General features: G+C 73.0%; 11 protein-coding genes. 3 read left to right on the forward strand and 8 right to left on the reverse strand.

Going from position 1 to position 13,397, the window contains the following annotated elements:
- Positions 1-26: 26 nt before the first annotated feature.
- Positions 27-1,226, reverse strand: coding sequence for a saccharopine dehydrogenase family protein (locus AC507J_RS21530; protein ID WP_496290981.1), 1,200 nt, complete (start codon positions 1,224-1,226; stop codon positions 27-29).
- Between the two features lie 129 nt (positions 1,227-1,355).
- On the opposite strand from AC507J_RS21530, the gene AC507J_RS21535 reads away from it, so the two are divergent.
- Positions 1,356-4,289, forward strand: a complete 2,934-nt coding sequence (locus AC507J_RS21535; protein WP_496291025.1) for a helix-turn-helix transcriptional regulator — start codon at positions 1,356-1,358, stop codon at positions 4,287-4,289.
- 11 nt (positions 4,290-4,300) lie between these two features.
- Here the strand turns inward: AC507J_RS21535 and AC507J_RS21540 are convergent, their stop codons facing one another.
- Together AC507J_RS21540 and AC507J_RS21545 are read right to left on the reverse strand one after the other, a co-directional pair.
- Positions 4,301-4,849 carry a DsbA family protein gene (locus tag AC507J_RS21540; RefSeq protein ID WP_496291026.1) on the reverse strand — a complete coding sequence of 183 codons (549 nt, stop codon included), beginning with the start codon at positions 4,847-4,849 and terminating at the stop codon, positions 4,301-4,303.
- Positions 4,850-4,946: 97 nt separating this feature from the next.
- The gene (locus tag AC507J_RS21545) at positions 4,947-5,636 is read right to left on the reverse strand and encodes a BON domain-containing protein (RefSeq protein ID WP_496290982.1); all 690 of its coding nucleotides are present in this window, start codon (positions 5,634-5,636) and stop codon (positions 4,947-4,949) included.
- Between the two features lie 353 nt (positions 5,637-5,989).
- On the opposite strand from AC507J_RS21545, the gene AC507J_RS21550 reads away from it, so the two are divergent.
- Positions 5,990-8,722 carry a cellulose binding domain-containing protein gene (locus AC507J_RS21550; RefSeq protein ID WP_496290983.1) on the forward strand — a complete coding sequence of 911 codons (2,733 nt, stop codon included), beginning with the start codon at positions 5,990-5,992 and terminating at the stop codon, positions 8,720-8,722.
- A gap of 154 nt (positions 8,723-8,876) precedes the next feature.
- On the opposite strand, the gene AC507J_RS21555 is transcribed toward AC507J_RS21550, so the two are convergent.
- Both AC507J_RS21555 and AC507J_RS21560 read right to left on the reverse strand, forming a co-directional pair.
- Positions 8,877-9,266 carry a hypothetical protein gene (locus AC507J_RS21555; protein ID WP_496290984.1) on the reverse strand — a complete coding sequence of 130 codons (390 nt, stop codon included), beginning with the start codon at positions 9,264-9,266 and terminating at the stop codon, positions 8,877-8,879.
- A 135-nt stretch (positions 9,267-9,401) separates the two neighbouring features.
- Positions 9,402-9,548, reverse strand: a complete 147-nt coding sequence (locus AC507J_RS21560) for a hypothetical protein (protein ID WP_496290985.1) — start codon at positions 9,546-9,548, stop codon at positions 9,402-9,404.
- A gap of 358 nt (positions 9,549-9,906) precedes the next feature.
- Here AC507J_RS21560 and AC507J_RS21565 point away from each other — a divergent pair, with 358 nt between their 5' ends.
- Positions 9,907-10,272: an STAS domain-containing protein gene (locus AC507J_RS21565; RefSeq protein WP_111218982.1), complete on the forward strand. Its 366-nt coding sequence runs from the start codon at positions 9,907-9,909 to the stop codon at positions 10,270-10,272.
- A 46-nt stretch (positions 10,273-10,318) separates the two neighbouring features.
- On the opposite strand, the gene surE is transcribed toward AC507J_RS21565, so the two are convergent.
- The 3 genes from surE to AC507J_RS21580 all read right to left on the reverse strand — a co-directional run bounded on the left by surE (position 10,319) and on the right by AC507J_RS21580 (position 13,396).
- Positions 10,319-11,143: a 5'/3'-nucleotidase SurE gene (gene surE / locus AC507J_RS21570; RefSeq protein WP_496290986.1), complete on the reverse strand. Its 825-nt coding sequence runs from the start codon at positions 11,141-11,143 to the stop codon at positions 10,319-10,321.
- A complete protein-coding gene (locus AC507J_RS21575; RefSeq protein ID WP_496290987.1) occupies positions 11,140-12,120 on the reverse strand; it encodes a 1-phosphofructokinase family hexose kinase in 981 nt (326 codons plus the stop codon). Before AC507J_RS21575 ends, surE begins: the two co-directional genes overlap by 4 nt.
- Positions 12,121-12,289: 169 nt before the next feature.
- Positions 12,290-13,396, reverse strand: coding sequence for a coiled-coil domain-containing protein (locus AC507J_RS21580; protein ID WP_496290988.1), 1,107 nt, complete (start codon positions 13,394-13,396; stop codon positions 12,290-12,292).
- Position 13,397: the final 1 nt, after the last annotated feature.

The following is a 13,397-nucleotide window of genomic DNA, read 5'->3' on the forward strand; positions in this document are numbered from 1 at the left end:
ACCTGGTAGAGAGTCAAACCGCTACCTCAGGCGTCCTCCGTAGCGGGCACTGCCTCGTCCAGTACGCGGAAGGTGATGTCGGCGGCGGTTAGGCGGTGCAGGAGGGCGTCGCCCATCGCGGTGACCGGCGTGACCTGCCCCGAGGTGGCGGGCAGGTCGTCCAGGGCCAGGCAGAGCGCCGACTCGGCGAGCATCTTGGCGGTCTCGTCGTAGCCGGGATCGCCGCCGGCCACCTCGGTGACCACCCGCCGGCCGCCGCCGGTGCCGACGAAGCGGAGCCGGAACCACGATTTCGCCCGCTGTTCGGCGCTCGGCCCCTGGCCGGAGGCGAGCCGGCCGTGCAGCCACCGTCGGGTCGGTGGCAGCCGCACCAGCCCGGCCAGGGCGCCCAGCCCGGCACCGGCGGCCAGCACGGTCGGCAGCCGCTTCACCGCGGCGAAGTGCCGGTAGCGGAAGTCCGGGCCGTACTCCGGGCGGGCCGCCGCCGAGCGGCGGACCACCTGCGGGTCGATCGTGGGCAGCGGTACCGCCCAGACCGGCAGGTCCCGCGACCGGGCCAGCCGGCCGGGCACGGCGCGGGCCCGGCGGTCGGCCGGGCGAGGTTCGACGCTTCGGCGTTCGCGGGCGGCCCGGGACGCCTCGCCGGCACGCGAGATGGCGGTGAGCACCGAGTGGTACGTGCCGGCCGAGAACCGCCCACCCGCCCGCACGTACCCGTCGACGGTGATCGGCACGTCGTCGGGCAACTGCTTGACCGTGAACCAGACGCCCAGGTCGTGCGGGATGGAGTCGAAGCCGCAGGCGTGCACGAGCCGGGCTCCGGTGCGTACCGCCTCGGCGTGGTGCCGCAGGTACATCAGGTCGACGAACTCCGGTTCCCCGGTGATGTCGAGGTAGTCGGTGCCGGCGGCGGCGCAGGCCGCCACCAGCGGCTCCCCATGGTGGACGTACGGCCCGACGGTGCTGGCCACCACTCGGGCGTCGGCGGCCACCGCGCGCAGCGACGCCGCATCGGTGACGTCGGCGGTGAGCAGCGGTAACCCGGCCAGGGTCGGCTCGATGGCGGCCAGCCGGTCCCGGACGGCGGCCAGCTTGTCCGGGTTACGCCCGGCGATCGCCCAGCGCAGCCCGGCCGGGGCGTGCCGGGCCAGGTATTCCGCGGTGAGCCCGCCGGTGAACCCGGTCGCCCCGAACAACACGATGTCGTACGCCCGATCCGCAGCCATTTTGCGATCATCCCACTCCGCTGCGTCGACCGCCTCCCACGCCTACTCACCCCGCCTGTGAGCAGGCCGAACACCGAGCCGGGCCGGCTGCCGGGACGGCCGCGTCCGGTGCCGTCGTCCGGCTCGCGGGTGAACCGGGTTCCCCCGGAAGGGGTGAACCGGTCCGGGTGGGGTAACCGCCGGCCGCAGGACCGGGGAGGGATCGCGTCCGTGGGGGTGGGCCGGATGCCGGATGACCGCAGCACCGTCCGGGTCGAGCCGGCCCGGACGTCGGCCGGTCCGCCCCTGCTGGCGTCCCGACTGGCGCCCGCCGTGCTGCCCGAGCCGGTCGTCCTGCGGCCCCGGTTGGCCCGGCTGCTCGACGACGGGGTGGCCCGACCGGTGACCCTGCTCCGCGCCCCGGCGGGCTGGGGCAAGACGACGCTGCTCGCCACCTGGCGTCGGGCCGTCGGGGCCGATCCGGCCGCCCCGGCATCGGCCTGGGTTTCCGTCGAGATCGGTGACGACAGTGACCGGCTCTGGACGTACCTGGCTGCGGCGCTGCGTTCGGTCGCGGATCCCGGCGGGGATCCGGCCGCCGTGGCGCCGGTGCCCGACCGCGCCCCGCGACCGGATGAGCTGGAGGTGCTGGCGGCGGCCCTCGCCGCCCGGGAGCGGCCGGCCGTGCTGATCCTGGACGACCTGCACCGGATCACCGACCCGGCGGCGCTGACCGGCCTGGAGTTCCTGCTGCGCCACACCGAGCAGCGGCTACGCCTGGTGGCGGCGGGCCGTGCCGGGCTGCCGCTGGCCGTGCAGCGGCTGCGGTTGGCCGGGGAGCTGACCGAGATCGGTCCGGATGAACTGGCCTTCACCGGTGACGAGATCGCCGATCTGTTCACCGCGCATCAGGTGGCGATGCCGGCAGCTGCGGTACGACGGTTGGGGGAGCGTACCGAGGGCTGGCCGGCGGCGGTACGGATCGCCGCGCTCGCGCTGCGTGACCAGCCGGACCCGGAGCGCTGGATCGCCCAACTCGGCGCGGACCAGCCGGAGCTGGCCGGTTACCTGCGCGAGGAGGTGCTCGCCGGACTGGAGCCGTCGGACCGTGAGCTGTTGCGCCGGGCGGCGGTCGCGGACACGATCTGCGCCGGGCTCGCCGAGGCGCTCACCGGCGGCGCGGACGCGGAGACCCGGCTGAGCGGTCTCGCCGAGAACGCCGGCCTGCTGCACCACGACGGTGGCCGCCCGGCGTGGTACCGGTGCCCGCCGCTCCTCGCCGACCTGCTGCGCCGTGAACTGGGCCGGCTACCGGCCGAAGAGTTGCGTGAGCTGCACCTGCGCGCGGCGGGCTGGTACGGCGGCAACGGCCGGCCGGTCGACGCGCTGCGGCACGCGTTCGCCGCTGGCGACTGGACGGGCGCCACCGACCTGTTCGTCACCCGGTGGCCGGAACTCGTGCCGTACGACCGGATCGTCCGCACCGACGCGCCGTCCGCGCTGCCTGCGCCGGAGGCGTTGGCGGCTGACCCGGAACTCGCGCTGGCCGCCGCCACCCAGCGGGCGCTCGACGGCGACGCCGACGCGGCCCGGGAACACCTGCGGCTGGCCGCGACGCACGGGCGATCCCTGCCGGAACCGCGCCGGGCCCGGTTCGGGCGGCTGGTCGCCGTGGTCGAACTTGTCCTGGCTAAGTCGGCCGGCGACGCCGAGGCGGTACGCGCCGCCGCCACCCGACTGCTTGCCACCCGGACCACCGTCCCGGCTGTTGCGCCGTCCTCCGTCCCGGCTGCTGCGCCGTCCTCCGTCCCGGCTGCTGCGCCGGCCAACGTCCCGGCTGCTGCGCCGGCCACCGTTGGCGGGCCACGGGCCGATGCGGGCGAGGACGCCGACGTGCGCGCGGTGGCCGGTACCGCGTTGGCCCTGCTCGCGTTGGACGCGGGTGACCTGGGCGCGGCGGCTACCGGGTTCGCGGCGGCGCTGGCGGCGGCACGGCAGGCGGGACGGACCCGTACCGAGCTGGTCTGCGCCAGCCGCTCGGCCCTGCTCAGCGCCGTACGGGGAGAGTTGCGGGCGGCCGAGGAGACGGCCCGGGGCGCGCTGGCCCTACCGCCCTGCCAGGGCTGGTCGGCGCCTGTCGACTGCGGGTACGCCTATCTGGCGCTGGCCCTGGTGGCGCTGCACCGGGACCAGCCGGCGGAGGCGGAGGCGAACCTGGGGCTCACCGCCGAGGCCAGCCGGGAGCCGTTGGCCGGCGCGGTGGCCGGCTGGTGCCGCGCGTACCTGCGCTACGACGAGGGTGACCTGAGCGCCGGCCACCGGCTGCTGGTGGCGGCCCGCGCCCAGTGGGCGCAGCGCCTCGGCGAGCCGGCCGGGTGGCTGCTGGCCGCCGAGGTCGACCTGCACGGCGCGCGCGGTGACGCGCAGCGTGCCCGCGACCTGTTGGCCGCCCATCCGGGAGCGCAGCGCGCCCGCGAGCTGGCCGTCGCCGACCCGGCAGCGGAGGCCGCATTGGCGGTCGCGGCGGCCCGGCTCGAGCTGCGGGCCGGTGATGCGCGTGCCGCCGCCGGCCTGCTACCGGACTGGTCCGCCGCGTCGGCAGCGGACTGGCCATTACCGGTACGCCTCGACGCTGTCCTGCTGGACGCCCTGCTCGCCGTGGGCGACGGCGACGACCGCCGGGCCGGGCGGACCATGGAACGGGCGCTCGACCTGGCCGCCCCGGACGGCTACCGCCGGCCGTTCACCCGGGGCGAGCCAGGGCTGCGGGATCTGCTCGCCGCCCGGCTCGACGCCGGCACGGCGCACTGGTCCTTCGTCAGCGACCTGGTCCGAGCCGTCGAGGTACCGGCCGAGCGGGCCCCGACCGGCGCGTCCGTGGCGCCGCTCGACGAGCCACTCACCGAGCGGGAGTTGACCATTCTGCGTTACCTGCAGAGCATCCTGTCCAACGTGGAGATCGCGGCGGAGCTGTCCGTCTCGGTGAACACCGTCAAGACCCACGTGCGCAACATCTACCGCAAGCTCGACGCCACCCGCCGCCGCGACGCCGTCCGCCGCGCCCGCGACCTCCACCTCATCTGAGCATCCCCAGGTCAGGGGAGGGGAGTGGTGTCGATGGTGGTCAGCAGGGTGGGTGTGGAGAGGTCGCCGTCGTGGCGGGCGCCGTTGACGAAGAGGGTGGGGGTGGCGTCCACGCCGCTGCGGATGCCACCGACGAAGTCGTGCCGGATCCGGTCACCGCCCGCGTGCCGGTCGATCTCGGCATCCACCTCCGCGACGGGCAGGCCGAGCTGTTCGATGCCGAGCGTCAGGTGCACCGGGTCCAGTTGGTCCTGGTGGTCGTACAACCAGTCGTGCATGTCCCAGAAGCGACCCCGCCGGCCGGCCGCCTCGGCCGCCTCGGCCGCCCGTTCCGCGTACGGGTGCAGGTTCGCGATCGGGAAGTGCCGGTGCACCAGGCGAACGATCTCGGCCCGCTGCCGCAGCACCTCCCGCAGGTTCGCGTACGCCAGGCCGCAGAACGGGCACTGGTAGTCGCCGTAGACGACGAGGGTCACCGGTGCGTCCACCGGCCCTCGGACATGGTCGTCCCCCGTGACGGGTGTACGCAGCCGCGCGGTGACCCGCAGCGGCGTGCTCAGCCGATCGGTCATACCGTCCAGCGTCGTACCGACCCGGGTGAGCACGACTCACCCGACCCAGGTGGTTCACCCCGTCGAGCGTTGACGGGGGGCCGATTCAGTGCAGGACCGGTGCGACCGCGATGTGGTTCTGGACCTCCCGGATGCCGGGAGCGGACCAGGCGACCTGCTCCACCTCGGCGCGTTCGGGCATCGAGTGCACCAACCCGGTCAGCAGCACCGTGTCGCCGTGTACGCGCACCGTGACCTGCTCGGCGTCGGTGGCCCGGTGGCGCGCCAGGGCGTCGACGATCCGCTGAGCCAGCCGGGCACCGTCCGGGCGTACGGCAGGTCGGACGCGGATGCCGTTGCTGACCCCGCGTACCCCGGTCAGCTGGCCTACCGCCTGCTCGGCGGCGCGGCGCTGGTACTCCCACTCGACCTCGCCGTGCAGGGTCACCCAACCCTGGGAAACCGTGATCTCCAGCTGCTCGACCGGCACGAACGCGTGCCACTGGAGGGCGTGGTCGACCGCCATCGCGATCTCCGGGTCGGCCCGTTCCACGCCGGTGACCAGTCGTACGGTCAGATCGTTGGCGACCGCCCGGACCTGCTTGACCCGGTGCGCGGCCCGCTCCGCCGCCCACTTCTTGGCGTAGCTGTCCACCCGTCCGGCCAGCGTCACCACGCCCTCGGCGACGGTCACCCCGATCTCGTGTGCCCCTACCCGGGGCTCCCAGTCGAGTTCGTCGAGCACCGCGGATCGGATGTCCTGGTCGGTGCGGTTGATCGTGCGGATGTCGGCCATCGGGTCGCTCCTTCCTCGCCGCGCGGTACCGGCGTCCTGGTCGAGCCGTCCGGACAACCGCGTTTTGGGTCGAGCCGACAACCGTCCGGGGCGGGTCGTCCGGTGGCGGACCAGCAGTTCAGGGCCGCCGTAGCCGACGCTGGTGGCTGTTCGGGTGACCCGGCCTCACCCGGACCGGGCGAAGCGCTGGGAGCGCTTCCATTTGTCGCCGGGGAGGGTTAGGGTAAGCGCATTCCTCGGGTGCGGGAGCCGTCGCGCCGGTGGCGGAGTCAGGGCAACTCCCGCCAGGTGTTCCGCTACGTCCGCCCGCCCCCGTGCGGGGGCAGGGGCGTCCCCCGAGAGGAAAAGCGCAGATGCGGAGAAGTTTCGTCGGCGCGGTGGTGTCCGCGCTGGCTGCCGGCGCGGCCGTGCTGGCGGTGCCGGTCAACGCGAGTTCGGCACCGAGCGCCGCTGCCGAGGCGTACACCTGGCGCAACGTCCGGATCGACGGCGGCGGCTTCGTCCCCGGCATCGTCTTCAACCCCACCGAGCGGAACCTGATCTACGCCCGGACCGACATCGGCGGCGCGTACCGCTGGGAGCAGAGCAGCCAGTCCTGGATCCCGCTGCTGGACTGGGTCGACGCGGACCGGTGGGGATGGAACGGCGTGCTCAGCCTCGCCACCGACCCGGTGCAGACCAACCGGGTGTACGCGGCCGTCGGGATGTACACGAACGACTGGGACCCGAACAACGGCGCGATCCTGCGCTCCACCGACCGGGGTGCCACCTGGCAGGCGTTCGAGTTGCCGTTCAAGGTCGGCGGCAACATGCCGGGCCGGGGCATGGGGGAGCGGCTGGCAGTCGACCCGAACCGCAACAGCGTCGTCTACTACGGCGCCGAGGGCGGCAACGGGCTCTGGCGCAGCACCGACCACGGGGCCACCTGGGCCAAGGTGACGAACTTCCCGAACGTCGGCAACTACGCCGCGGATCCGAACGACAGCACCGGCTACCAGAGCCAGAACCAGGGCGTGACCTGGGTCGCCTTCGACAAGTCCACGGGTACGCCGGGCAACACCACGCAGACCATCTACGTCGGGGTGGCGGACAAGCAGAACCCGGTCTACCGCAGCACCAACGGGGGCAGCACCTGGGAGCGGGTGCCCGGCCAGCCAACGGGCTATCTCGCGCACAAGGGCGTGGTGGACCACGTCGGCGGTCACCTCTACATCGCCACCAGTGACACCGGTGGCCCGTACGACGGCGGCAAGGGCGACGTCTGGAAGTTCACCCGCGCCACCGGCAGCTGGACGCGGATCAGCCCGGTCCCGTCGAGCAGCTCCGACGCGTCCTTCGGTTACAGCGGCCTGACCATCGACCGGCAGCGACCGAACACCCTCATGGTGGCCACCCAGATTTCCTGGTGGCCGGATGCGATCTTCTGGCGGAGCACCGACGGCGGTGCCACCTGGAGCCGGATCTGGGACTGGGGCAGCTACCCGGAACGGGTCAAGAAGTACACAATGGACATCAGCTCGGTACCGTGGCTGACCTTCGGCGTCAACCCGCAGCCGCCCGAGGAGACGCCGAAGCTCGGCTGGATGAACGAGTCGGTCGAGATCGACCCGCACGACTCCAACCGGTTCATGTACGGCACCGGCGCGACCATCTACGGCAGCACCGACCTGACCCGGTGGGACACCGGCGGCACGGTCACCATCCGGCCCATGGTCAAGGGCCTGGAGGAGACCGCGGTCCTCGACCTGGTCAGCCCGCCGTCGGGCGCTCCGCTGGTCAGCGCACTCGGTGACATCGGCGGTTTCCGGCACACAAACCTCGACGCGGTACCGCCGGCGATGTTCACCCAGCCGGTCTTCACCAGCACCACCAGCCTGGACTTCGCCGAGGCCAACCCGTCGGTGATGGTCCGGGCCGGCAACTTCACCGACGCCGACCGGCCCAACGACAGCCACGTCGCGTTCTCCACCGACGGTGGGGCGAACTGGTTCCAGGGCACCGAGCCGGGCGGGATCAACAACGGCGGTACGGTCGCCGCGGCGGCCGACGGCAGCCGCTTCGTCTGGGCCCCGGGCGACGCCGGCCAGCAGGTCGTACGCTCGGTCGGTTTCGGCAACTCGTGGACCGCGTCGACCGGCATCCCGGCCAACGCGACAGTCGAGTCCGACCGGGTCAACCCGAACAAGTTCTACGGCTTCAGCGGCGGCCGGTTCTACGTGAGCACGAACGGCGGCGCCAGCTTCACCGCCTCCGCCGCGTCCGGCCTGCCGAGCACCGGCGAGGTCCGGTTCAAGGCCCTGCCCGGTCGGGAGGGTGAAATATGGCTGGCCGGTCAGGGCGGGCTGTGGCGTTCCACCGACTCCGGCGCGACCTTCAGCAAATCGACAACGGTCAGCACCGCGGGCAACATCGGCTTCGGCCGGGCGGCGCCCGGCCAGACGTACCCGGCGCTGTACCTGTTCGGCACCGTCGGCGGCCAGCACGGGGTGTACCGGTCGGACGACGTCGGTGCCAGTTGGGTACGCATCAACGACGACCAGCACCAGTACGGCAACGCCGGTGACGCCCTCACCGGCGATCCCCGGGTCTACGGCCGGGTCTACCTCGGCACCAACGGTCGGGGCATCCTGGTGGCGGACCGAGTCGGTGGGAATCCCACCCCCACGCCGACCGGCCCTTCACCGAGCCCGACCGGCCCGACGCCGTCGCCCACCGGCCCGTCCCCGACACCCACGCCCACCGGACCGTCCCCGACGCCGACCACCCCGCCGCCGAGCAGCGGGGGATGCGCCGCCAGTTACCGGATCGTCGGCTCCTGGCCCGGCGGCTTCCAGGGCGAGGTGGTGGTGCGCAACTCGGGCACCTCGGCGATCGGCGGCTGGACCATCGGCTGGACGTTCGCCAACGGTCAGCAGATCACCCAGCTCTGGGGTGGCACCCACACCCAGAACGGCGCGACCGTCTCGGTGCGGGACGCGGGCTACAACGGCGCCCTCGCCCCCGGTGCCACCGGCACCGTCGGCTTCCTCGCCAGCGCCACCGGCAGCAACGCCGTGCCGACCACAGTCACCTGCGCCAAACGCTGATCCGTACCCACCGCGGCCAGCGACACGGGCCCCGTCCGACCGGTGAAGTCGGGCGGGGCTCTCGCTGTGCAACTCGTTACTCGCTGTGCAACTCGTTAAAAGGGGGCCCCTGCTATGCACCAGGCGTTAACAGGGGGCCCTTCCTTTCATCTTGCTAGACGTCGTTGGGGCGCTGGACGTCGACGAACTCGATGTCGTCGACGGCACGGTCGTGGCTGCCGGCGGCCCGCGCCGCGGTGCCCGCAGCCCAGCCGATCGCCGCGCCGACCAGAGCCGCGCCGATCAGCAGCGTCCAGGGCAGCGCGGGACGGCGTCCGGCCAGCGCGTCGAAGGCCAGGGTGGCCCGGTGGCGCGCCTCGTCGGCGGCCGATCCCACCAGGTCACCGGCGTCGTCGGCGAGGCCGGCGGAGGTGTGCCGGGCCGAGCGGGCGGTGTCGCGGATGCTGTCGCCCGCGGTGTTGACGGCCGAGACGAGGTGTTGCCACGCCTGGTCCGCGATCCGCTCCGGCGTGCTGCGGCGCTCCAGCAGGTTGGTTCCGAACATGTGGGTTCCCTCCTCGACGTGCCGAGGCCGGTGCCCAGATCAGACCTCCTCGGCGGCTTGCCCGGTGCGGTGGGGCTCGCCTGGCAAGCTGTGCCCCACCGGGTGCCGTCGCAAACCCGCTCGGGCCGCCCGCGGTCAGCCGGTCATGACGGCGACGGTCGCCGCGCGGGCGAAGTCGTCGTCATCGTCATCGTCGTCACCATCCCCGCCGCCGAATCCGCAGGCCAGTACGAGGGCGAGCAGGGCGCTGACACCGGCCAGCGCGGCAAGTCTGCGAAGCATCGATCGTCCTTTCGTTCGTCCGGTCCAACGGTGATGCTAGGCACACCGCACCAGTGGCGCCCGTTGCCCGAACGGTGCCCGTGGCCAGCCCAGTGCCGGTCCGGCCGGCGGGCACGCCGGTACGCCGGATCACTGCCGGTCCGGCGTCAGCCCGCTACCCTGGTTCGGCGGCGCGGGTGACCCCATCCGGCGTCGGGTAGTTTGGTCCTGGAAGGTCCGGACGTGGGGCTTTTGGCGCGCCCGCGTTCGCGAATTGCTCATCCCGAGGGGTGGCGACCGAGGCCGTTGGAGGAATACTCTCGGTCGCGGCCCGCGTACTGATGAGGCGCCCGTCGGACGGGCGAGTGGAGGTGCTCGCGTGAGCCTGTCGATCCTGCAAACGGTTCGGCCTGGTGGTGTCATCGAGATCGCCCCGCGGGGCGAGATTGACGTCGACACCGCGTACGAGGTGAAAGAGGCAATCGCCGAAGTGCTGGCCAAGGGGCGCCCGGCCCGGATCGAGCTCAACATGCGGCTGGTCACCTTCATCGACTCGGTGGGCATCAGCGCGATGGTCGCCGGTTTCCAGACGGCCGAGGTCAGTGGCGTGAAGCTGGTCGTCACCGAGCCGAGTCGGTTCGTGCACCGGCAGCTCTGGGTGACCGGACTGCTCGGCCTCTTCGGCGCTCCCGAGCCCTACTACGCCGGTGCCGCCGCGACTCCCGAGGTGCTGCCCGGCGCCTAGCCCAGATCTCGACTCGGCGAGATCCAGAAGACGCGGCCCGGCGTGCTCAGCCGGCGTCGAGATCCGACAGGTCGACGCCGACCGCCTCGGTGACGGCCCGGACCGCCGTCACCGATGCGTAACCCTCGGCGATCAGGGCCAGGTCGGTGCCGGGCTGCACCACCTCACCCGGCTCCTCCAGCGCGGTACGCACGAATCCGTGGCCGGATTCGGCGACGGTCATCTGTACCTGACCGAAGGTGGCCAGGGAGCCTCGGCGGACGCCACGCAGCCGCTCGAAGGGCAGGTCCGGCGCGTTGACGTTGAGCACGCTCTCCACCGGCCCGGCGGTCAGCCGGGGCAGCAGGTCCAGCGCGACCCGGGCGGCGGTCGACCAGTGCCGGTCGGCGTCGCGTACCCGGGCGGCGGCAGCCACCGCGGCGCCGCCGCTGGCCGCGGTGGCCTCGCCAATCGACAACACGTCAAGCGAGACGGCCATGGCCCGGCAGCCGTTGGCGGCGGCCGTGAACGCGGCCCCCACCGTGCCGGAGTGCAGCACGGCGCGCCCCGCGTTGGCGCCCCGGTTGATCCCGGAGAGCACCACCGCCGGCGGCGGCCCGAAGGCACCGTGTACGGCGATGAGCGCGATGAAGCCGGGGGTGCCGCCCACCCCGAACGCGGGCACCCCGTCCAGTTCCGGCAGCGGGTGCTCGTGCACCACCACCTGCCCGTCCTGCTCCACCGCGCTCATCGCGGCGCTGGTGCCGCTCGCCTCCTCCAGCGGCGCGGCCACCACCACCTCGTGCCCGCGCTCGACCGCCGCACGGGCCAGCGCCTGGATGCCGGGCGCGCTGATGCCGTCGTCGTTGGTGATCAGGATCCGGAGCGTCATCGCCCGGCCACCCGCTGGGCCAGCTCGTCCGGGGTGGTGCGTTGCTGCGGCTGGGTGCCGGCCGGCTCCAGCCGGACCCGGTCGACCAGGCCGGTGATCGAATCCAGCCGGCCGGTGCCCAGCCCGTGCCGGGTGACGTTCAGCGCGCCGGCCGCCGCGCCGGTGCGGATGGCGGTGCGTACGTCGCCGCCCCGGGCCACCACGGCCGCCACGCTGGCGGTCATCGAGTCGCCCGCACCGCGCGGATCGGCGGCCTCCAGGCGCGGCATCAGCACCTCGAACACCTCGCCCTCGACAAGCGCCAGCGCCGGCTGGTCGGCCCGGCTGACCACCACGTTCTCGGCACCGGAGGCGTGCAGCTCGTGCATCGCGGCGATTAGCTGTTCCGCCTCGTCGCCGGCCGCCCGCCCGTCGGCGATCAGTTCCTCGTGGCTGACCTTGAGGAAGAAGACCCCGCTGTCCAGTACGGCGTTCAGGTGCTCGCCACAGAGGTCGACCACCACCCGGCTGCCGTTGGCGCCGAGGTCGGCGGCGAAGCGGCGGTAGAGGTCGGCGGGCACCAGTGACGGATCGTTCGGGCCACTGAGTACGCTCACCGCCGCGCGCAGCCCCTCGCCGAGGGCCAGGTTGTACAGCTCGTCCAGCTCGTGCCGGCTCAACGGCTGGCCGGTCACGTCGACGATCTCCTGCCGGGTGCCCTCGCGGCGGTCGTGCACGTACCCGCCGCTGCCGCCCGAGTCGCGCGTCACCACCTTGAGGTCGACGCCCTCGCTCACCAGCAGCGGTTTCAACACCTGCCCGATCTCGCCGCCGAGCGCCGTGCAGAGCACGACGTCGACGCCGTGCGACAGCACCATCCGGGCCTGCCAGACGCCCTGGCCGCCGGGATGCAGGTGCAGCTCGGGGTTGTCGTTCGGCTGGTCGATCGTGACGGTGAGCAGTGGCGTCGGTGCGAACACCATGACCCGCCCGCTCACAGCTGGCACCTGTCCATGACCGTTCCTCCCGCTGGCGACGACGAAATGTCCGCTTACTGCAAGGACGGTAACCAACGTGACGCGACGGCGCACGGCGACGGGCGGAGGCGGAAACGACGCCGGGTGGGTCGCCCCTGCGAGGCGACCCACCCGGCGTGCCGGTCCTTCGTCAGTAGACCGAGAGGTGCACGTGGTTGGTGTGGTCGCTGGACGGGTCGCCGCGAGCGCCGCTGTACGTCTTCCACCCACTGCTGGGCAGCCAGATCTGCTTGTACCAGATCACGTAGAGCACAGCGAGCCGGTCGGAGTTGTTCACGAAGTACGCCGCCAGGTTGTTGCCGTACGTCCGGTCGCCACCCGTGGCCGCGCCGCCGAAGCCGTTCTTCTGTGCGGCGAAGTCACAGGCCCGACCCTTCGGGTGTTCACCCGAGCCGCCGGAGCGGTAGCAGGAGACGTACCGCTTGAAGCCGGCGGCCTTGGCCTGGTTCAGCGCGTGCAGCGTACGCGGGGTGATGCAGCCGTTGGCCGGGGTGGGGTCGTTGACGCTGCACGACTCCTTCGGCCACGAGCCGTTGGCGTTGCGGGGCGCCGGCTTGGCGGTGGGGCTGGACGACCGGGTGCTCGTCGGCGCCCGGGTGGCCCGCTCGGCCGCCTCGGCGGCGCGCTCGGCCGCCTCGGCCCGCTCGTTGGCGACGGTCAGCGCCCGCTCGGCCTGTTCCTTGCGCTTGGCCATCACGGCGACCTGCTTGCGTTCCTCCTGGACCTCGATGTCCAGCGCCCGCTTGGTCTGGCGGATCTCGTCCCAGCTCGCCTGTAGCTCGCGCACCGCGCGGTCCTCGTTGGCGGCGACCACGTCCAGCGCCGCCGCCCGGTCCATGAAGCCGGCCGGGGTGCCGCTGTTCAGCAGCGCCGACGCGGCACCGAGCCGACCGGTGCGGTACGCCTGCGCGGCGATCTCGGCCACCTTGGCGGTGCGGTCGCCGAGTTGCTCCTCGGTGGCGTCGAGCCGTCTGGCCAGTTCCTGCTGCCGCTTGACCGAGCGGTCCAGCGCGGTCTTGGCGTCGAGATAGCCCTTGCTGGCCGCCTCCAGTTGGGCGCGCAGCGCCGGGGTACCACCCTCGTCGTCCACGTCGCTGGGGGCTGCCGCGCGCAACGGTGGTGGCGCGGCGGCCGCGGGGCTGAACGGTGCGAGCGTGACGCTCAACACGAGGGCGAGCCCCGCGGCGGTCAGGGCCGCCATCCGGGCGGCCGGTCTCACGGTTGCCACTGCTGGCATG

It is taken from the genome of Micromonospora sp. PRAS1 (genome assembly GCF_059553435.1).